The following is a 19027-nucleotide window of genomic DNA, read 5'->3' on the forward strand; positions in this document are numbered from 1 at the left end:
CACCGGGCCAAGCGCGCGGAGCGCGCTCGACGAGGAGGAACGATGGCGGACCAGACCCTGGCCGGCGGGGCGCTGCTGGCCGCCTTCGGCGACATCCAGTGGCTGCTGGCCATGGGGTTGATGCTGTTCAAGGCGTTCTGCCTGGTCGACGCCCTGACGCGCCGCGAGGACGCCTACCGGGCGGCCGACAAGCAGAAGAAGGCTTTCTGGGTCGCGATCCTGGCGGTCGCGACGGTGTGGGACGTCTTCTTCGCGAACCTGCTCGGCATCCTCTCCATCGTCGGCCTCATCGCCGCGATCGTGTACATGGTCGACGTGCGGCCCGCGCTCAAGCAGGTCGGCAACGGCCGCCGCGGCGGCGGGAACATGGGGCCGTACGGCCCCTGGTGACACGCCGCCCCCTGGACAGCGCAAAAGGCCGGGCCACCCCCCGAGGGTGGTCCGGCCTTTTGCCGTCCTGGTGCGCCGGCCCTCAGCTGGGACCGGTCGACGTCGCCGTCTGGTTCGTGGTCTCCGGGGTGTTGCTGCCGGAGGGCGGCGGCGTGCTCGTGTTGTCCGGCGGCGTGCCGGTCCCGGTCTCCGGGTCGGTCGGCGTCGGGCCGGTCGAGGTCGGCGGGGGAGTGGACCCGCCGGGCGTGGTCGTCCCGCCGCCGGGAGTCGTGGTGCCGCCCCCGGGAGTGGTGGTCCCGCCGCCCGGGGTGGTCGTGCCGCCACCCGGAGTCGTGGTCCCGCCGCCCGGCGTGGTGGTGCCGCCGCCGGGGGTGGTGGTCCCGCCGCCCGGGGTGGTCGCCGGCGGCGTGGTGCCCGGCGGGGTGGTCGTGGGCGGCGTGGTCGGCGGGGTCGGCCGCTTGGGCAGCTCGGGCACCGGAGGTGCCTGCACGACGCCCGCGCCGCCGTCCGGCCGGACGACGCCGAGGATCGGCATGGAGCCGGCCTGCGCGATGGTGATGTTCCGGCCGGGCCGCGGGGCGTGCACCATCAGGCCGTTGCCGAGGTACATCGAGATGTGGCTGGCGTCGGCGTAGTAGACGATCAGGTCGCCGGGCCGCATGTCGGCGGTGGGGACGCGCGGCAGGCGCGCCCACTGCTCCTGCGAGGTGCGCGGGATGCGGACCCCGGCGGCCAGCCAGGCCTTCGAGGTGAGGCCGGAGCAGTCGTAGCCCGCCGGTCCGACGCCGCCCCAGATGTACGGCAGTCCGATCTTGGTGAGCGCGAAGTTGATGGCCTGCTGGGCGGCCGTGGTGGTCAGCTGGTCGGGCCGGCCGAGGACGCCGTGCGCCTGCAGCTGGGCCTGTCCGGCCTCGGCGACCTGGGCTTCCAGCGCCTCGAGTTCGACGAGCTGTTCGGGGGTCAGCGTGGCGATGAGGGCCTCGGCCTCGGAGACCTTGTTGACGATGTCGGTCCGCGCCTTCTCGGACTCGGTCTCCAGCCGGCGGTTCTCGGCGAGCTGCGCGTCCTCCGCCTTCTGCATGTTCTTGAGCTGCTGCTCGGCCTGCTTCTGGCGCTGGATGGTGTCCGCCTGCGCCTGCTCGATGCGGGCGAACGTCGGTGCCTGCTGCAGGAATTCGGCGGGGTCCGCGGACATCATCAGGGACAGCAGGGGGTCGACGCCGCGCGTGGTGTACTGCAGGCGCGCGATGCGGCCGATCTCGTCCTTCTGCTGGGCTATCTGCTGCTGGGTCCACACGATGCCGGCGCGTACGTCGTTGACCTTGACCTGCTGCGTGGCGCGGCGTTCGTTGGTGGCGTTGTAGCGCTCGGTGGCCTGTTCGGCCTGCCGGTACAGGCTCTGCAGCTCGGTCTGCACGGCCGCCAGGTTGAACGGGGGTGCCTGCGGCGGCGCCAGCGGGTCGGGTGCGGCGCCGGCTTGGCCGACGAACAGCGCGGCGCACAGCAAGGCCGCTCCGCACGTGGTGGCAGCGCGGGCCCAACGGCCGGTCCCGCCCCCGAAAATCGCCATGCGCTGACCCTTCCGATCGGTCGGCTGCGCTTGCTCCGCGTCCCGTGAAGGGCTCCGTATGCGGTGGGAACCGGCTCTCAAGAGGACGGAGGTGGCTCTTGAGAACCGGTTCCAGCGACGGATCCTTGCATGTTCCGGCGGCGAAGGGCAGAGGAGTTTTCGTGATCGTCCGGACACTTTAGGGGGTCAACCCGGTGAAACCCGGATGAACCGACGAGGCGTCAGAAGCCTTGCGGGGCCCGATTTGCGGGTTACCCCCGAGTCCGGTGGCACATTGATGTGACGGACCGTCAGATAACCTGGACTGCTGTCACGTGTCGAGTGGGGCGACGGCGGCCCAGTCGAGCGTGACCTCCCCGCCCCGGGCCCGCCGCGGCGACGTCCGCACCGGCCAGTCCGCGGCCAGCGCGCCGACCGCCGCGGCCCAGCGCTGCCGGGCGCCGAGCGGGGCCAGCGGTGCGTACGTGTCCCACGCCCGGTCGAAGGCAGTCAGGAAGGCATGCACCGGCTCGCCCGGCACATTGCGGTGGATGAGCGCCTTGGGCAGCCGCTCGGCGAGGTCGGACGGCCGGCCGAGGGTGGCCAGCCGGGCGGCAAGGGTGAGCGTGCGCGGCCGGGCGTCCGCACCGACCGCCACCCACGCGGCCAGCCGCCCCAGTTCGTCGCAGGTCCCCTCGACCAGCAGGCCGCCGGGCGCGAGCCGCCCGCACATCGCCGCCCAGGCGCGGGCGACCTCGTCCTCTCCGTACTGGCGCAGCACGTTGAACGCCCGGATCACCACGGGCCGGCGCGCGCCCGGCAACGGCACCTCGAAGCCGCCGCGGACGAAAGCGAGGCCGTCGCCGGCGAAGGGGAGTGCGGCGGCCACCCGCTCGGGGTCGATCTCGATGCCGAGCATCTCGACGTCCGGCCGCACGGTACGCAGCCGCCGCCAGAACTCGACCGTGGTCACCGGAGACGCGCCGTAGCCCAGGTCCACGACGAGCGGGTCCGCGGCGGACCGCAGCAGGGCGGCATGCTCGGCGGCCACCCAGCGGTCGATGCGGCGCAGCCGGTTGGCGTTGGTGGTCCCGCGGGTGATGACCCCGGTCGGCTTGCCGCGGGAGCCGTGCGCACCCCGGGCAACCTGTGCACCACGCGTACCGCCCGCATCGCGGTACGCCGCCTGCACACCGCGCTCGCCCATGCCCACGAGTGTAGGCAGGCCCGTCCTGCCGCCCATCGGCGCGAGCACCATGACCAACTGTGTTGATGCGTACGCGTTCTGTGACCTGTCCGTCTCACATTCTGGTCGGGAATCCTCGGGGGTCGTCGATCGGTTATCACTTGACTGGGGGTGTTGTCGTGCGAATTAACGACAACCGCCGGGGAGGGAAACCGGGGCCGAACCGCGCCCGCCATAGCCGATGGCCGGGCGTCCGTGTCGTGCCTGCCGCAGGCAGCTCAGCCAGGTCCAGCAGGTCTAGTAGGAGGTTTCGCGTGAGCAATCACGTGCCGCGAGCGGCGGTGTCCGGGGCGCGCAAGCACACCCTGGCCGGCCGTCGGGGGGCGCCGCGCCGGATCGCGACGCTGAGCGTCCACACGTCTCCGCTGCACCAGCCCGGCACGGGCGATGCGGGCGGCATGAACGTGTACATCGTGGAGATGTCGAAGCGCCTGGCCGCGTTGGGGGTCGAGGTGGAGATATTCACCCGCGCCACCGGCCGCGACCTGCCGCCGGTCGTCGAGATGGCCCCGGGCGTCCTGGTCCGGCACGTGACCGCAGGCCCCTTCGAGGGCCTCTCCAAGGAGGACCTGCCCGCGCAGCTGTGCGCGTTCACCTCGGGCGTGCTGCGCACCGAGGCGATGCGCGAGCCGGGCTACTACGACCTCGTGCACTCCCACTACTGGCTCTCCGGCCAGGTCGGCTGGCTGGCCAAGGAGCGCTGGGGAGTGCCTCTCGTGCACACCATGCACACCATGGCGAAGGTCAAGAACGCCTCGCTGGCCGCCGACGACAACCCCGAGCCGTCCGCCCGGGTGATCGGCGAGAGCCAGGTCGTGGAGGCCGCGGACCGCCTCGTCGCGAACACCGCCGAGGAGGCCGACCAGCTTGTCGGCCTGTACGACGCCGCCCCCGACCAGGTCGCGGTCGTCAACCCGGGCGTCGACCTGGACACCTTCCGGCCCGGCGACATCGCCGCGGCCCGCCGCCGCGTCGGCCTGCCCGAGGACGCCGCGGTGATCCTGTTCGCCGGCCGCATCCAGCCGCTCAAGGCGCCGGACATCCTGCTGCACGCCACCGCGCACCTGCTGCGCGCCCAGCCGTCGCTGCGCGAGAACCTCGTCGTCGCGGTGGTCGGCGGCCCCAGCGGTACCGGCCTTGCCGAGCCCGAGCACCTGCACAAGCTGGCCGCCTCGCTCGGCGTGCAGGACGTCGTGCGCTTCCGCCGGCCCGTCCCGCAGGACGTGCTCGCCGACTGGTACCGCGCCGCGACCGTGGCCGTGGTGCCGTCCTACAACGAGTCCTTCGGCCTGGTCGCCATCGAGGCCCAGGCCTGCGGGACCCCCGTCGTCGCAGCCGCGGTCGGCGGCCTGCCCACCGCGGTCCGCGACGGCGTGTCCGGCATCCTCGTGGCCGGCCACGACCCGGTCGACTACGCGGAGGCCATCGGCCGCCTGCTCCGCTCGCCGCAGCTGCGCGACCAGTACGCCGACGGCGCGGTGCGGCACGCCGCCAACTTCGGCTGGGCCGCGGCCGCCGCCTCGATGGCCGACGTGTACGCGCAGACCGTCGCCGGCGCGGCCGGCGGCCCGGTCCGGAGCCTGGCCGCCCGCTAGCGTGGAGGAGTCGCCGCCGGGCCCGAAAGCCCGGGAACGGCGGCCCGGTTCCCTCGCGGAGCCGCCGACGTCCCGTCCCCGACCAGCACGAGGTGCACCGTGGAGCAGACCCGGGCGGAGGCCGCCGAGACCATCCGGCGCGCCCTCGACGACGCCGAGGTCACCTGGGAGCGGCCCGCCGACGACACGTTCGTCGTGACGCTGCCCGGCACGCGCAAGCTCAAGACGACCTGCGCGCTCCGGGTCGGCCGGCATTCGCTGACCGTCACCGCGTTCGTCGTGCGCCGCCCCGACGAGAACCACGAGGCCTTCTACCGCTGGCTGCTGACCCGCAACGTCCGCATGTACGGCGTGGCGTTCTCGCTCGACAAGCTGGGCGACGTCTACCTGACCGGCCGCCTCCCGCTGCACGCCATCACCCCGGACGAGATCGACCGGCTGCTCGGCGTGGTCCTGGAGACCTCCGACGAGAGCTTCAACACGTTGCTCGAACTCGGGTTCGCCACCTCGATCCTCCGCGAGTGGGAGTGGCGCACCGAGCGGGGCGAATCGACCCGCAATCTGGACGCGTTCACGCACCTCATCGCCCGCGGCGGCAGCGCGGGCGCCGCACCGGACCCGGCCGGCGGCCCGCCGCCGAGCCCGGAGGCCCCGTCCGGCGGGGCCTGACGCCTCCATTACGCTCGGGCGCATGGCCGACACCGCATACAAGCTCGTGCTCCTCCGCCACGGTGAGAGCGACTGGAACCGCAAGGGTCTCTTCACCGGGTGGGTCGACGTCGACCTCACCGAGACCGGCGAGACGGAGGCCGCGCGCGGCGGTCAGCTGCTGATCGACGCCGACGTGCTCCCCGACGTGCTGCACACGTCGCTGCAGCGCCGCGCGATCCGCACCGCGCAGCTCGCCCTCGACTCCGCGGACCGCAACTGGATCCCGGTGCGCCGCTCGTGGCGCCTCAACGAGCGCCACTACGGCGCCCTGCAGGGCAAGGACAAGGCCGCCACGCTCGCCGAGTTCGGCGAGGAGCAGTTCATGCTGTGGCGCCGCTCGTACGACACCCCGCCGCCGCCGCTGGCCGACGACGACGAGTACTCGCAGGTGAACGACGCCGCGTACGCCGGGCTGCCGGACGAGATCCGCCCGCGCACCGAGTGCCTCAAGGACGTCGTCGAGCGCATGCTGCCGTACTGGTACGACGCGATCGTGCCGGACCTGCAGGCCGGCCGCACCACGCTCGTCGCGGCGCACGGCAACTCGCTGCGCGCGCTGGTCAAGCACCTCGACGGCATCTCCGACGACGCCATCGCGGGCCTGAACATCCCCACCGGCATCCCGCTCCTGTACGAGCTGGACGCCGACCTGCGCCCGGTCACCCCGGGCGGCCGCTACCTCGACCCGGAGGCCGCCGCGGCGGCCATCGAGGCGGTCAAGAACCAGGGCCGCAAGTAGCCGCACCGCACGACCGCGGCACGGCGACACCGCAGCACTGCACTGCGGCAGCACAGCAGTACGGCGACACCGCAAGACCGCACCGAAAAGGGGCGCCCGTCACGGAAGGGGTGGGCGCCCCTTTTCGTGCCTTGGCCCAGCCGCGGCGTCAGCCGCAGCCGCCGCCGCAGTTGCAGGACGAGCCGGACTTGCAGCCGCAGCCGCAGGTCGAGGGGCAGCTGCACCCCGGTGTCGGCGCCGACGCGGGTCGGCCGGCCGCCGAGCGGACCGGGGTGATCTCGATCAGGGTGCGTGCTTCGGTCTGGCGCGGGGTGTGCGGATCGGGCATGAGACCTCCGTTCACCTGTCTGGACCATGCGGAATTTCTGGCGCCCCGGCACGGTCCGTATTCGAGTCAACCCACAACGCATCCGCCCGTCAACGGGCAGAAGCCTGCAAAATGCGCGTCTTGCCACATCTGCTCGGGCTGAACCCGATACGGCCGAGCGGTGAACAGTCGATGAAGTCATCCGGTCGACGGCGTCCGGAGTGGGTTCACCCGTTCGGGGCAGCTTTACCCTGGGTTCTGTGGACGTGAACGTGGCCGCGGCGGCCTTCGCCGCCGTGTGCGGTTTGGGCGTGGGTGTAGCCGGGACCTTGGCGTTCCGCTGGAGCGAGCGCTCGCAGGTCGCCGGAGCTCCGGCCGGCCCCGCGGCCGGCCCGGTGCTGCCGCCCGGCGTGGCCATCGTGCTGTCCGTCCTGCGGTCCTCCGCGGTGGTGCTCGACGAGCGCGACGCGGTGGTCAAGGCCAGCTCGGCCGCCTACACGTTCGGCCTGGTCCGCGGCGACCAACTGGTGCCCGAGGAACTCCTGCGGATGGCCCGGGAGACCCGGCGGGACGGCGAGATAAGGCAGCGCGACCTGCTGCTCGCCCGCCGCGACGGCCAGGAGCTGGAGGTCTCCGCGCGCGTGGCCCCGCTGGGCTCGCGCCTGGTCCTGCTGCTGGTCGAGGACCGCACCGAGGCCCGCCGCGTGGACGCGGTGCGCCGCGACTTCGTGGCCAACGTCAGCCACGAGCTCAAGACCCCGGTGGGCGCCCTGTCGCTGCTCGCCGAGGCGGTCCTGGACGCCAGCGACGACCCCGAGGCGGTACGCCGCTTCTCCGGCCGCATGCAGGTCGAGTCCGCGCGCCTGACCAACCTCGTGCAGGAGCTCATCGACCTGTCGCGCGTGCAGAACGACCACCCGCTGCAGGACATCGCCCCGGTGCCGGTCGACGAACTGGTCGCCGAGGCGGTCGACCGCTGCCGCCAGGTCGCGCAGAACAAGCAGATCACCCTCGCGGTCGGCGGCGACCCGGGCCTGGTGATCCCCGGCGACCACAACCAGCTCGTCATGGCGCTCGGCAACCTGGTCGAGAACGCCGTCAACTACAGCCCGGAGCGGACCCGCGTCGACATCGACGTGCGCGTCACCGGCCGCAAGGCCGTCATCGCGGTGTCCGACCAGGGCATCGGCATCCCGCACCGGGACCTGGACCGGATCTTCGAGCGCTTCTACCGGGTCGACCCGGCGCGCTCCCGGGCGACCGGGGGAACCGGTCTCGGGCTGTCCATCGTGAAACACATCGTGGCCGGACACGGGGGCGAGGTCACCGTCCGCAGCCTCGAGGGCGTGGGCACCACCTTCACCCTCGTGCTGCCCCTTCTGCCCGCCGACGAACGAGGGCACCATGCCCTCGACGCGGCGTCCACCGTGACGCGGCCCGGCGCACCGTCCGCGCCTTCCGGATCGAGTGATCTGGCCCCGTCGTACAACTCCCGGGAGGGTTCGGGATGACCCGAGTGCTCGTCGTCGAGGACGAAGAGTCCTTCAGCGACCCGCTGGCGTTCCTGCTGCGCAAGGAGGGGTTCGAGGTCGCCGTCGCGGTCACCGGGCCCGATGCGCTCGAACAGTTCGACCAGGGCGGTGCCGACCTCGTGCTGCTCGACCTGATGCTGCCGGGGCTGCCCGGCACCGAGGTGTGCCGCCGGCTGCGCGCCAAGTCCAACGTGCCGGTCATCATGGTGACCGCCAAGGACAGTGAGGTCGACAAGGTCGTCGGCCTGGAGATCGGCGCGGACGACTACGTCACCAAGCCCTTCTCCTCGCGCGAGCTGGTGGCCCGCATCCGCGCGGTGCTGCGCCGCCAGGGCGAGCCCGCCGAGGTCGAGCCGACCGCGCTGGAGGCCGGCCCGGTGCGCATGGACGTCGACCGGCACCGCGTCACCGTGGACGGCGTCAAGGTCGAGCTCCCGCTCAAGGAGTTCGACCTGCTGGAGCTGCTGCTGCGCAACGCGGGCCGCGTGCTGACCCGCATGCAGCTCATCGACCGCGTGTGGGGCGCCGGGTACGTCGGCGACACCAAGACGCTCGACGTCCACGTGAAGCGGCTGCGCGCCAAGATCGAGCCCGACCCCGGGGCGCCCCGCTACCTGGTCACCGTCCGAGGCCTGGGCTACAAGTTCGAGCCCTGATCGGCGGCCCGCCGCACGGCTGCACGGCAACGGCGAAGGCCCGCCCCCGGTTTCCCGGGGGCGGGCCTTCGCCGTTGTACGAGTTCCGCGGAGCGAGCGCTCAGCCGGCCGGCGTGCCGGTCGGACGCGTCGTCGCCGAGGTCGCGGTACTGCCGGTGGCCGGCGCGCCCGCCGGGGTGCCGGTGGTCGCGGCACCCGAGCTCGGCCCGCCGGTCGGGGTGCCCGGGGCACCGGTGGCGGTGCTGGTGGCGCTCGCCGAGGGGCTCGCGGCCGGGGAGCTGGGCGCGGCGCTCGTCGGGGCGACCGGCTTCAGCTGCTCGAAGTAGTCCTCGGGAGCGTGCACGGAGACGCCGAGGGTGGTCTCGCCGACGGTGCCGAAGGTCAGCGTGACGCGCGCGTAGTCGCCGACCTTGACGCCCCCGGCGTTCTTGAAGACCACCGACTCCTTGGGCTTCTCGCCGCCGGCCAGGTAGACCGCGCCGCCGGCCGGGATGGTGATCGGGCCGGTGCCCGCGGAGCTCTTGAGCTCGGCCGGACCGGACGCGCCCTCGACGGTCACCTTGGTCAGCGTCTCGGGCTGCCCGCCCTCGTTGACGAACGCGGCGCCCAGCGCGAGGAGTCCGGAGCCCTCGTCGCCGGTGACCAGCGTCAGGTTCTGCACCTTGATGGTGCCGAGCTGGGTGTTGGCGGTGTCCGGCTTCAGGTCGCCGGTCGCGGCGTCCGTGCCGCTGGAGCACGCCGCGAGAGGGGCCAGCGCGAGGGCGAGGGTGGCGGCGACGGCACCCCGTCGAATGCTGCGGCTGCTGCGGCTCACGGCGGCTGAATCTCCTTGGGTCCTCGGCAGGATCGGCGGCCCCGGTCAAAGGGACCGGCGACAGCCTATCCAGGCCTGATCCGCGACTTGTACGCGGCTCTGAACCCTCATCAGAAGGAGCGAAATACCGGCCCTTCCCGTCTCCTGACCAGGCCTCCTCCGAGGCCCCTTCCGAGCTCGGCCGTTGCTGTCCAAAAACAGATAGGTCGGGAGAGTGTGTCCGGCCAGGCCGATAGTCGATCCCGTGTTCGAATGGAGACAGGCATAAGTTGACCGATTTGTCCGGTTTATGGATCACCCAGGACTGTTCCACGGGACGGCGCATGCATGTCCGCGTGGCCATTGTCAAGCCCTGACTAAGGCCCTGACCTGCGGAAACGCCATTCAGGCGCAGCGTGACCCGTGTTACCCTAGAAAGCCACGGAAGGGGTACCTGTCACATGACGTTCAAGGTTGGCGACACGGTGGTCTACCCCCATCACGGGGCCGCGCTCATCGAGGCGATCGAGACTCGCACCATCAAGGGCGAGGACAAGATCTACCTGGTGCTGAAGGTAGCCCAGGGCGACCTCACGGTACGAGTCCCCGCTGACAACGCGGAGTTCGTCGGTGTGCGCGACGTGGTGGGCCAGGACGGCCTCGATCGCGTCTTCGAGGTGCTGCGGGCTCCGCACACCGAGGAGCCGACGAACTGGTCGCGACGCTACAAGGCGAACCTGGAGAAGCTCGCTTCCGGTGACGTTATCAAGGTTGCCGAGGTCGTGCGCGACCTTTGGCGCCGGGAGCGTGACCGCGGCCTGTCGGCCGGCGAGAAGCGGATGCTCGCGAAGGCTCGGCAGATCCTGGTGAGCGAGCTGGCGCTCGCCGAGAACACCAATGAAGACAAGGCCGAGGCGATCCTCGACGAGGTTCTGGCCTCCTGACCGCGTAGCACCGGGCGGAACGGAGCCCTCTCCGGGAGCGCTTTTCGCGCCTCCGGGGTTCGTAGGAATTTTCCTGCGAACGGGTGAACCGCAGGCTCCGTCTGTACCGGTCTGGCGACCGTTCGACCCGCCGATGTCCGTCGGCGGGTGGGTTGCGGCCGTCTCCCGGGCTCACGCGGCCCGGTCCGTCGGCGCGCGCCGGGTTCCGACTCGGCGCGCGCGGCGGCGGACCCTCGCGGCATTGCCGCGGGGCCTGCGGCACCCTCGGCATGTGCGCACGCACTGCTGCGGGTGTCCTGCGGCGCGCCGAAAGGCGCGCCTTTTTGCTGTCCACGGACCGCCGGCCCGGCGCGCGGGCCTGCGGGGTACCTGTGTCCCGGGCCCGGGGTGCCGGGCGGCGAAACATGGTTCGCCGGTGACCTTCCCCGGTGGCCGCGGGCGTACACCCCGTTGCGTCCCGGTACCTTCGGACCGTTGTCCGTGCCCGACGTCGTGAGGGATCACCGGTGAGAGCTGCTGTCCTCGTGCCCGCGGCCGGCCTCGGGCTGCGCCTGGGCGGCGGGCTGCCCAAGGCGCTGCGCGAGCTCGGCGAGGTGCCGATGCTGGTGCATGCGCTGCGTGCGGTGCTGGCCGCGCCCTCGGTGGGGGCCGCGGTGGTCGCCGCGCCGCCGGACGGGGTCGCGGACGTCCGGGCGCTGCTGGCCCGCGAGTTGGGTGCGGACGCACCCGTGACGGTGGTGGCCGGCGGTGCGACGCGCCAGGAGTCGGTGAGCCGTGCGCTCGACGGCTTGGCCGCGGTCGACGCAGACTGCCCGGTGGTGCTCGTGCACGACGCGGCCCGCCCGTTCGTCCCGGTCGAGGTGGTCGAGGCCGTGGTGGCCGCCGTGGAGGCCGGTGCCGGGGCGGTGGTCCCGGCGCTGCCCGTGGTCGACACCGTCAAGGAGGTCGCCGCGGACGGCGGTGCCGAGCTTGTGGTGCGGACCGTCGACCGGGCCGCGCTGCGGGCCGTGCAGACGCCGCAGGGATTCCGCCGCGCGGTGCTGGCCGCGGCGCACGCCGCCGCCGCGCCGGGCGGCGACACGACCGACGACGCGGGCATGGTCGAGCGCATGGGCGAGCCGGTCACGGTGGTGCCCGGCTCGGAGGAGGCCTTCAAGGTCACCCGGCCGTTCGACCTGCTGCTCGCCGAGGCGCTGCTGAACCGGCGCCGCGCACTTTCCTCTGGTTCCCCGGGAGCGGATCTTGTCTGAGCACGTTGCGAGCCCGGCGGTCGCGCTGCCGCGTACCGGCATCGGGGTGGACGTCCACCCGTTCGAGGAGGGCCGCGACCTGTGGGTCGCCGGGTTGCACTGGCCGGGCGAGACCGGGCTGGCCGGGCATTCGGACGGCGACGTCGCGGCGCACGCCGCGTGCGATGCGCTGTTCTCCGCGGCCGGGATCGGCGACCTGGGTGCGCACTTCGGCACGTCGCGGCCCGAGTGGTCGGGGGCCGCCGGGGTGGTGCTGCTGGCCGAGGCGGCCCGGCTCGTGCGCGCCGCCGGGTTCGAGATCGGCAACGTCGCGGTGCAGGTGATCGGGGTGCGGCCCAAGATCGGACCGCGTCGCGCCGAGGCGGAGAAGACGCTGTCCGAGGCGGCCGGCGCGCCGGTGTCGGTGTCCGCGACGACGACCGACGGGCTGGGGCTGACCGGCCGGGCCGAGGGACTGGCCGCGATCGCCACCGCTTTGGTGGTGCGGGCGGGAATGCCTGCCGCCTGACCGTCTGTTGCGGCTGCAGGGCACAGGTGACCCTGCGGCTTTGCGACCACGGAAGAGGACGGCGATGGCGGACAAGCTCTCCGATGCGGCACGCGCGATGATCGATGCGCCGAATTTCGCGACGATGGCCACGGTGCAGCCGGACGGGCGTCCGCAGCTGTCCGTCGTCTGGCTGAAGACGGACGGGGACGACCTCGTCGTGTCGACGGTCAAGGGCCGCCGGAAGCACAAGAACATCCTGGCCGACCCGCGCGTGACGGTGCTGGTGTACCCCAAGGAGGACCCGTACCGGTACGTCGAGGTCAGGGGCACCGCGACCCTCGAGGACGAGGGCGGGGCGGAGCTGATCCAGGAGCTGTCGCACCGGTACGACGGCGTGCCGCACGAGGAGGGCGATCCGGCGAACGTGCGGGTCCTGGTGCGCATCACCCCGGACCGGATCGTCAGCCACAGCTGAAACCGGGGGCTTCCCCGCGCTGACACCCCGTAAACTCGCAGGGTGAGCATGCGCCTATACGACACCAGCACCCGCACGGTCCGCGACTTCGTGCCGCTCGTCGAGGGCACCGTCACGATCTACCTGTGCGGTGCCACTGTTCAGGCGCCGCCGCACATCGGTCATATCCGTTCCGGGTTGAACTTCGACGTGCTGCGGCGCTGGCTTGCGTACCAGGGCAACGACGTCGTGTTCTGCCGCAACGTCACGGACATCGACGACAAGATCATCAGCAAGGCGGCCGAGGCCGGCGTGCCGTGGTGGCGTATCGGCTATCCGAACGAGCGGGCCTTCAACGCCGCCTACGACGCGCTCGGCTGCCTGCCGCCGACCGTCGAGCCGCGCGCCACCGGGCACGTGCCGGAGATGATCGAGCTGATGCAGCGGCTCATCACCACGGGCCACGCGTACCCGTCGGACGGCGACGTCTACTTCGACGTGCACTCGTATCCGGAGTACGGCGCGCTCAGCGGGCAGCGCCTGGACGGCATGCGCGACCAGGGCGATGCGGGTGTCGGGGCGAAGCGCGACGTGCGCGACTTCGCCCTGTGGAAGGCCGCCAAGCCGGGCGAGCCGTCCTGGGACACGCCGTGGGGACGCGGCCGTCCCGGCTGGCACCTGGAGTGCTCCGCGATGGCGCACCGCTACCTCGGCGAGCGCTTCGACATCCACGGCGGCGGCCTCGACCTGGTGTTCCCGCACCACGAGAACGAGATCGCGCAGTCGAAGGCGGCCGGCGACGGCTTCGCCAACTACTGGATGCACAACGCCTGGGTCACCATGAGCGGCGAGAAGATGAGCAAGTCGCTCGGCAACTCGGTGCTGGTCTCCGAGATGGTCAAGCGCTGGCCGCCGATCGTGCTGCGCTACTACTTGGCCTCGCCGCACTACCGTTCGATGATCGAGTACAGCCCCGAGGCGCTGCAGGAGGCGGCGACGTCGTTCGGCCGCATCGAGGGCTTCCTGGAGCGGGCCGCCGAGCTCACCGGCGCCGTCGAGCCGGATGCCGCGGTGCCCGCCGAGTTCGCCGCCGCGATGGACGACGACCTGGGCGTGCCGCAGGCGATGGCCGTCGTGCACAACACCGTGCGCGAGGGCAACACCGCGCTGGCCGCGGGCGACAAGGACGCGGTGGCCGCCCACCTGGGCGCGCTCCGCGCGATGCTCGGGGTGCTGGGTCTCGACCCGGCCGCCGAGCCCTGGGCGTCCGGCACCGGGCACGACCGCAGCGAGGACCTGCGGCACGTCGTGGACTCGCTCGTGCACCTGGCCCTCGACCAGCGCCAGGCGGCCCGCGGCCGCAAGGACTACGCCGCCGCCGACGCGGTGCGCAACCAGCTCGCCGAGGCGGGGGTCGCGGTGGAGGACACTCCGCAGGGCCCGCGCTGGACGCTGGAGAAGAACGGGCAGTAGCCCGGGGGGCGGAGCCCGCGGATTTCCGCGGGTCCCGCAGCAGCACACCAGCAGAGCACCACCGATCGACCACAGTCGCCGCCCGCGGGCGGTTCGCGGACGACCGTCTCATGCGGCCGGGCAGCCTGCCCGGCCGTACGGTTGTACGTGCGAGACGAGAACACCGAAGGGACGTCACCACATGGCCGGCAACAGCCAGCGCCGCAACAAGCGCAACCCGGGGAGCAAGAAGGGGCCCCAGGTCGGGACCGGCGGGCACAGCCGCCGCGCGCTGCGCGGCAAGGGCCCGACGCCGCCGGCCGAGATGCGCAAGGGGCACGCCAAGCAGCGCGCCGCGAACGCCGCGGCCAAGCGCGCCGCGAAGACCGGCGGCCGTGCCGGGGTCGCCCGCGGCCGCGGCGGCAAGGGCACCGCGGAGCTGGTGTACGGCCGCAACTCGGTGGTCGAGGCGCTGCGCGCCGGCATCCCGGCGACCGCGCTCTACGTGGCGCAGTACATCGACTCGGACGACCGGGTGCGCGAGGCGCTGAAGCTGGCCAACGAGACCGGCATCCCGCTGCTGGAGGCGCCGCGCCCCGAGCTGGACCGGCTCGCCGAGGGCGGCAACCACCAGGGCCTCGCGATGCAGATCCCGCCGTACGAGTACGCCCACCCGGACGACCTGGTCGAGGCCGCCCACGAAGACGGCGAAGTGCCGCTCATCATGGTGCTGGACGGCGTCACCGACCCGCGCAACCTGGGTGCCGTGATCCGCTCGGCGGCGGCCTTCGGCGCGCACGGCGTGGTCGTGCCGGAGCGCCGGGCCGCGGGCATGACCGCGGGCGCGTGGAAGACCTCCGCGGGTGCCGCGGCGCGCGTGCCGGTGGCGCGGGCCTCGAACCTGCGGCAGGTGCTGGAGTCGTACCAGAAGCAGGGCCTGTTCGTGGTCGGCCTGGCCGCCGACGGCGGTGTGGAGCTGGGCGAGCTGGCCACCGCCACCGAGCCGCTGGTCGTCGTCCTGGGCTCGGAGGGCAAGGGCCTGTCGCGGCTGATCACCGAGACCTGCGACCAGACGGTCGCGATCCCGATGACGGCCGGGAACGAGTCCCTCAACGCCGGCGTCGCGGCCGGCATCGTGATGTACGAGGTGGCGCGGCAGCGCCGCGGCTGACCGGTCGGCTGCGCAGCCGGTTGTGCGGGCGGCCGCGCAGCCGGACATTTCCGCAGGGGAGCGCCCGGGGTCGACGACCTCGGGCGCTCTCCCGTCTCCGGGCTCTGGGCGGGGGAATCCGCGGTCTCCTTCGGGTGATTCCTTGCGGCGTTTCGGGGGTTGCGCGGGTGTCGGCGGCTGCCGGGGATCGAAGATAGATCCGCGCGTGGCCGCATCCTCGTGGGCCGATCGGCGGTTAGTGATGCGTGGAGACCAGATCTGAAGGCCCTTCCAGGGGCCAGCGTGATCAGGACCGGTTGACCGGTGGGGGCCCCGCGGACTTCGGCACGGTTCCGACCCTGGTCCGGGACCCGGCCGGCCCTGCGGCGGTGTCCGCCGGCACGCGCAGCCTTCGGGTGGTGATCGGGCCGCCCCCGACCGCTCGCGAACCCCAAGTACCAGGTCAGCGCGGTGCGTTCCGTGCGGATCCGGCCGAGGTCACCGCGGAGCTGCCGCGCGTCGACCCGGGTGCGGATCCGCCCACCACCGCGCTGCCGCGGGTGCGCGAGCGGCCGGTGCGGCCCGCGTCCCGGACCAGTGCCCGGGCCGGCGCCCGCACTTCGGCGCGCCCCGCTGCGGCGAAGCAGGCGCCGGCGGCGCCGGTCAAGGGCGGGCCGCTGCAGCCCGGCATGTTCCTGCTGCCGCTGCGCATCTTCCTGGGTGCGGCGTTCCTGCTGGAGGGGCTGCGCAAGCTGTACGACCCGGCGTTCCTCGACCCGGACGCCGCCGACTCGTTCGCGCACCGCATCGACGTGCTGCACGACGGCAGCTTGTTCCCGCCGGTCCTCGACCTGGCTGCGCAGCACGCGATCTCGGTGGGCCTGCTGTTCGCGTTCGGGCAGGTGGTTGTCGGCGTCGGCGCGCTGCTCGGGCTGTGGACGCGGGCCATGGGCATGGTCGGCATGCTGCTGTCGCTGGGCGTGCTGATCGCGGTGGGCACCAGTTCGTCGCCGTACCACGCGGCGTATGTGGTGTTCCTGGCCGCGTGGAGCCCGCTGGCCCTGGCCGGGGCGCCGATGTACTCGGTGGACTGCTGGCTGTCGCTGCGCAACTGGCGCGGGCCGCTGACCCTTCCGGTGCGCGCCCGGCGCCGCAAGCTGGGCTACGGCTCGATCATCGCGGGCTCGGGCGTGGGTCTGACGCTGCTGGCCGGAGCGCTCTTCGGGCACCCGACCGCGCCGGACACCACGGTGACCGGGCCGGGCGAGGCGGAGACCACGGTGACCGGTCCGCCGTCCGGCGCGCCCGCGCCGCAGGCCCCGGGCGCGGCCCCGGCCCCGGCCGCGCCGAGTGCGCCGGCGGTGCCGTCGCCGTCCGCGAGTGCCGGCAAGGCCGGTACGGGGACGCCGTCGGCGGCCCCGAAGACCACCGGCGCCAAGGCTCCGGGGGAGACCCCGGCCACCCGTCGCCCGGCCGCCACGACGGCCGGCAACAACGCGCCCGCCGCGTCCGCTTCGCAGCCCAAGCCGTCCGCCGCGAAGCCGGCGAACGCGGGCGGCACGATCGGCGGCACGCCGCTCGGCGGACTGCTGGGGGGGTGATCGGGGACGCGGAGGATGTCCGGCCGGGCGGCTGATCCCCGCAGGGGCGGGCCGCCGGATCCATCGGAACAAGCGCGACCGATCGAGTACGCACAAGCACCACCGGGGGCACTGGGCAACTGTCGGGGGACGACGGGGACCGCAGGGCACCAGGAGGGCAACGGGGGAAGCAGGGGTCGGCTCCGGCCGGGATCGGGAAGGTCCGGGCCGGGTGGCCGACCGGGGAAGCGCCGCGGCGGCCCCCGCCGGGGGCCCCCGCCGCGGCCAGTCCCGGGCGGACCCGGGGGGCGCGGGGGGGCCCCGGGGGGGGGCCCGCCGCGGGGGGCCCCCCGCGGCGGCATGTCCGGGGCGTACCGGGTCTGCGCGGTTCCGGGTGGTACTGGGTGCCGCGGGCCGGCCCCGGTCAGTCCGCGACGCCCTTGTGCGCGACCACGTGGCGGATGGCCACCCGGACCAGCAACTCGCCGGGCACGCCGTTGCGTTCGCCGTACTGCTCGGCGCGGTCCGCGCCCATGTAGCGGCCGCCGATGCGGGTGGCCCAGAGCTTGAGCTCGGCCGGGTCGTCGATCAGCCGGGCCTCGCCCTCGACGACCACGTAGCTGAACGGCGGCCGGTCGTCGTCGACGCACAGGCTCACCCGGGGGTCGTTGCGCAGGTTGCGCCCCTTGACCGAGGTCTCCGCGGTGTTGAAGACCAACTCGGCGGCGATGCCGCTGCCGTCGCCGGGGTCCGACTCGTCCACGTCGAACCAGATCGGCGCGACGTGCGGCCGTCCGTCGGGCCGGACCGTCGCCAGTTTTCCGGTGCGGGGGCCTTCCTTGAGGAAGGCCAGGATCTCGTCGGGGGTCATCCGCTGCATGCCCCGAGTCTGCCGCACGCCGTCGCGCCGCAGGTCGGACACGCGTACGGCCCCCGCCGGAACTCCGGCGGGGGCCGTACGACTTGCGACTGCCGGCGGTCTGCCTGCCGCGCGGACCCTCACCCGCGCCGCCTACCGCCTCCGATGCCGCGGACCCTCGGCCGCGGCCTGCGGTTCAGCCGGTCCGGGTCAGTCGGCGAGGCGCTCGCCGGTGACCGTGGAGAACAGGTGCGTCTCGCCCGCGTGCGCGACGACGTACAGCGTCTCGCCCTTGGCCGGGACCTTGCGGCCGGAGACGCGGACCACCAGGGACTTCGCCTCGCCGTCGATCTTCGCGGTGCCGTAGACGTACGCGTCCGAGCCCAGCTCCTCGACGACGTCGACGGTGACCGCGAGGCCGTTGCCGGACTTGGCCAGGCCGTCGGCGGTGCGCACCTCGAGGTGCTCCGGGCGCACGCCCAGCGTCACCTTGGTGGCGCCCTCGGCGAGGGCGCGCTCGCGCGCCTCGCGGGAGACCGGGACGACCGCGTCGCCGAAGCGCACGCCGTCCTCGGCGAGGTCGGTGTCGATCAGGTTCATCGCGGGGGAGCCGATGAAGCCGGCCACGAAGACGTTCGCCGGGCGGTCGTACATGTTGCGCGGGGTGTCGACCTGCTGCAGCAGCCCGTCCTTGAGCACCGCGACGCGGTCGCCCATGGTCATGGCCTCGACCTGGTCGTGCGTGACGTACACGGTGGTGATGCCCAGGCGGCGCTGCAGCGAGGCGATCTGGGTGCGGGTCTGCACGCGGAGCTTGGCGTCCAGGTTGGACAGCGGCTCGTCCATGAGGAAGACCTGGGGCTCACGCACGATCGCCCGACCCATCGCGACGCGCTGCCGCTGGCCGCCGGAGAGCGCCTTCGGCTTGCGGTCGAGGTACTCGGTGAGGTCGAGGATCTTGGCGGCCTCTTCGACCTTGGCCCGGATGGTGGCCTTGTCGACGCCGGCGATCTTGAGCGCGAAGCCCATGTTGTCGGCGACCGTCATGTGCGGGTAGAGCGCGTAGTTCTGGAACACCATCGCGATGTCCCGGTCCTTCGGCTCGAGGTACGTGACGTCCTTGTCGCCGATGTGGATCGCGCCGTCGGTGACCTCTTCGAGGCCGGCGAGCATGCGCAGCGAGGTGGACTTCCCGCAGCCCGAGGGGCCGACGAGGACCAGGAACTCGCCGTCGGCGATCTCCAGGTCGAGGGCGTTGACGCTGGGGCGCTCGGCGCCCTTGTACGTGCAGGTCGCCTTGCGGTACGTGACCGAAGCCATGGTGATACTC

At 72.9% G+C, this 19027-nt stretch carries 19 protein-coding genes; 13 read left to right on the plus strand and 6 right to left on the minus strand.

All coding sequences use genetic code 11. The annotated features are described in order from the left end of the window. The first annotated feature begins 42 nt into the window (after positions 1-42). The gene (locus tag LZ495_RS06600; RefSeq protein ID WP_235051012.1) at positions 43-390 is read left to right on the plus strand and encodes a DUF2516 family protein; all 348 of its coding nucleotides are present in this window, start codon (positions 43-45) and stop codon (positions 388-390) included. Positions 391-472: 82 nt separating this feature from the next. On the opposite strand, the gene LZ495_RS06605 is transcribed toward LZ495_RS06600, so the two are convergent. Both LZ495_RS06605 and LZ495_RS06610 read right to left on the minus strand, forming a co-directional pair. Next, positions 473-1960 (minus strand): C40 family peptidase, encoded by a 1488-nt coding sequence (locus LZ495_RS06605; RefSeq protein WP_235051013.1) that lies wholly within the window; start codon positions 1958-1960, stop codon positions 473-475. Between the two features lie 310 nt (positions 1961-2270). Continuing rightward, positions 2271-3146, minus strand: coding sequence for a class I SAM-dependent methyltransferase (locus tag LZ495_RS06610; protein WP_235051014.1), 876 nt, complete (start codon positions 3144-3146; stop codon positions 2271-2273). A 293-nt stretch (positions 3147-3439) separates the two neighbouring features. Here LZ495_RS06610 and mshA point away from each other — a divergent pair, with 293 nt between their 5' ends. The 3 genes from mshA (at position 3440) to LZ495_RS06625 (ending at position 6230) form a co-directional block, all read left to right on the plus strand. Further along, positions 3440-4780: a D-inositol-3-phosphate glycosyltransferase gene (gene mshA / locus LZ495_RS06615; protein ID WP_372498529.1), complete on the plus strand. Its 1341-nt coding sequence runs from the start codon at positions 3440-3442 to the stop codon at positions 4778-4780. Positions 4781-4879: 99 nt separating this feature from the next. Beyond that, on the plus strand, positions 4880-5449 hold the full coding sequence (locus LZ495_RS06620) for a type III secretion system chaperone family protein (protein WP_235051015.1): 570 nt from the start codon (positions 4880-4882) through the stop codon (positions 5447-5449). 22 nt (positions 5450-5471) lie between these two features. Next, on the plus strand, positions 5472-6230 hold the full coding sequence (locus tag LZ495_RS06625) for a phosphoglyceromutase (RefSeq protein ID WP_235051016.1): 759 nt from the start codon (positions 5472-5474) through the stop codon (positions 6228-6230). 148 nt (positions 6231-6378) lie between these two features. Here LZ495_RS06625 and LZ495_RS06630 read toward each other — a convergent pair whose 3' ends face one another. Beyond that, the gene (locus tag LZ495_RS06630; RefSeq protein WP_235051017.1) at positions 6379-6558 is read right to left on the minus strand and encodes a hypothetical protein; all 180 of its coding nucleotides are present in this window, start codon (positions 6556-6558) and stop codon (positions 6379-6381) included. 239 nt (positions 6559-6797) lie between these two features. On the opposite strand from LZ495_RS06630, the gene LZ495_RS06635 reads away from it, so the two are divergent. Continuing rightward, a complete protein-coding gene (locus LZ495_RS06635; protein WP_235051018.1) occupies positions 6798-8048 on the plus strand; it encodes a sensor histidine kinase in 1251 nt (416 codons plus the stop codon). Continuing rightward, positions 8045-8725 (plus strand): response regulator, encoded by a 681-nt coding sequence (locus LZ495_RS06640; protein ID WP_235051019.1) that lies wholly within the window; start codon positions 8045-8047, stop codon positions 8723-8725. The genes LZ495_RS06635 and LZ495_RS06640 overlap by 4 nt, the downstream gene beginning before the upstream one ends. A 100-nt stretch (positions 8726-8825) precedes the next feature. On the opposite strand, the gene LZ495_RS06645 is transcribed toward LZ495_RS06640, so the two are convergent. Then, on the minus strand, positions 8826-9539 hold the full coding sequence (locus LZ495_RS06645) for a hypothetical protein (RefSeq protein WP_235051020.1): 714 nt from the start codon (positions 9537-9539) through the stop codon (positions 8826-8828). A gap of 440 nt (positions 9540-9979) precedes the next feature. Between LZ495_RS06645 and LZ495_RS06650 the strand changes: the two genes are divergently transcribed. From LZ495_RS06650 to LZ495_RS06680, 7 genes are all read left to right on the plus strand, one after another. Beyond that, positions 9980-10462 carry a CarD family transcriptional regulator gene (locus LZ495_RS06650; protein ID WP_231779029.1) on the plus strand — a complete coding sequence of 161 codons (483 nt, stop codon included), beginning with the start codon at positions 9980-9982 and terminating at the stop codon, positions 10460-10462. 506 nt (positions 10463-10968) lie between these two features. Beyond that, positions 10969-11712, plus strand: coding sequence for a 2-C-methyl-D-erythritol 4-phosphate cytidylyltransferase (ispD, locus tag LZ495_RS06655; protein WP_235051021.1), 744 nt, complete (start codon positions 10969-10971; stop codon positions 11710-11712). Beyond that, on the plus strand, positions 11705-12220 hold the full coding sequence (gene ispF / locus LZ495_RS06660) for a 2-C-methyl-D-erythritol 2,4-cyclodiphosphate synthase (RefSeq protein WP_235051022.1): 516 nt from the start codon (positions 11705-11707) through the stop codon (positions 12218-12220). Before ispD ends, ispF begins: the two co-directional genes overlap by 8 nt. A gap of 64 nt (positions 12221-12284) precedes the next feature. After that, positions 12285-12677, plus strand: coding sequence for a PPOX class F420-dependent oxidoreductase (locus tag LZ495_RS06665; RefSeq protein ID WP_235051023.1), 393 nt, complete (start codon positions 12285-12287; stop codon positions 12675-12677). A 42-nt stretch (positions 12678-12719) separates the two neighbouring features. Then, entirely contained in the window at positions 12720-14129 is a 1410-nt protein-coding gene (cysS, locus tag LZ495_RS06670) for a cysteine--tRNA ligase (RefSeq protein ID WP_235051024.1), read from the plus strand. Between the two features lie 181 nt (positions 14130-14310). Then, entirely contained in the window at positions 14311-15279 is a 969-nt protein-coding gene (gene rlmB / locus LZ495_RS06675) for a 23S rRNA (guanosine(2251)-2'-O)-methyltransferase RlmB (protein WP_235051025.1), read from the plus strand. A gap of 398 nt (positions 15280-15677) precedes the next feature. Next, on the plus strand, positions 15678-16859 hold the full coding sequence (locus LZ495_RS06680; protein WP_235051026.1) for a TQO small subunit DoxD: 1182 nt from the start codon (positions 15678-15680) through the stop codon (positions 16857-16859). 403 nt (positions 16860-17262) lie between these two features. On the opposite strand, the gene LZ495_RS06690 is transcribed toward LZ495_RS06680, so the two are convergent. Together LZ495_RS06690 and LZ495_RS06695 are read right to left on the minus strand one after the other, a co-directional pair. Continuing rightward, on the minus strand, positions 17263-17718 hold the full coding sequence (locus tag LZ495_RS06690; RefSeq protein ID WP_235051027.1) for a PPOX class F420-dependent oxidoreductase: 456 nt from the start codon (positions 17716-17718) through the stop codon (positions 17263-17265). Between the two features lie 189 nt (positions 17719-17907). Beyond that, positions 17908-19017, minus strand: a complete 1110-nt coding sequence (locus LZ495_RS06695) for an ABC transporter ATP-binding protein (protein ID WP_235051028.1) — start codon at positions 19015-19017, stop codon at positions 17908-17910. Between the last annotated feature and the right edge of the window lie 10 nt (positions 19018-19027).

This window comes from Yinghuangia soli, assembly GCF_021502675.1.
Classification (GTDB): Bacteria; Actinomycetota; Actinomycetes; order Streptomycetales; family Streptomycetaceae; genus Yinghuangia; species Yinghuangia soli.

What these genes read in the sequence shown, in the direction of transcription:
- LZ495_RS06600 (WP_235051012.1), top strand. Translation starts at nt 43, where the DNA reads ATGGCGGACCAGACCCTGGCCGGCGGGGCGCTGCTGGCCGCCTTCGGC.
- LZ495_RS06610 (WP_235051014.1), bottom strand. Translation starts at nt 3,146, where the DNA reads ATGGGCGAGCGCGGTGTGCAGGCGGCGTACCGCGATGCGGGCGGTACG.
- LZ495_RS06650 (WP_231779029.1), top strand. Translation starts at nt 9,980, where the DNA reads ATGACGTTCAAGGTTGGCGACACGGTGGTCTACCCCCATCACGGGGCC.
- LZ495_RS06605 (WP_235051013.1), bottom strand. Translation starts at nt 1,960, where the DNA reads ATGGCGATTTTCGGGGGCGGGACCGGCCGTTGGGCCCGCGCTGCCACC.
- LZ495_RS06690 (WP_235051027.1), bottom strand. Translation starts at nt 17,718, where the DNA reads ATGCAGCGGATGACCCCCGACGAGATCCTGGCCTTCCTCAAGGAAGGC.
- rlmB (WP_235051025.1), top strand. Translation starts at nt 14,311, where the DNA reads ATGGCCGGCAACAGCCAGCGCCGCAACAAGCGCAACCCGGGGAGCAAG.
- LZ495_RS06625 (WP_235051016.1), top strand. Translation starts at nt 5,472, where the DNA reads ATGGCCGACACCGCATACAAGCTCGTGCTCCTCCGCCACGGTGAGAGC.
- LZ495_RS06630 (WP_235051017.1), bottom strand. Translation starts at nt 6,558, where the DNA reads ATGCCCGATCCGCACACCCCGCGCCAGACCGAAGCACGCACCCTGATC.
- LZ495_RS06695 (WP_235051028.1), bottom strand. Translation starts at nt 19,017, where the DNA reads ATGGCTTCGGTCACGTACCGCAAGGCGACCTGCACGTACAAGGGCGCC.
- LZ495_RS06665 (WP_235051023.1), top strand. Translation starts at nt 12,285, where the DNA reads ATGGCGGACAAGCTCTCCGATGCGGCACGCGCGATGATCGATGCGCCG.
- LZ495_RS06640 (WP_235051019.1), top strand. Translation starts at nt 8,045, where the DNA reads ATGACCCGAGTGCTCGTCGTCGAGGACGAAGAGTCCTTCAGCGACCCG.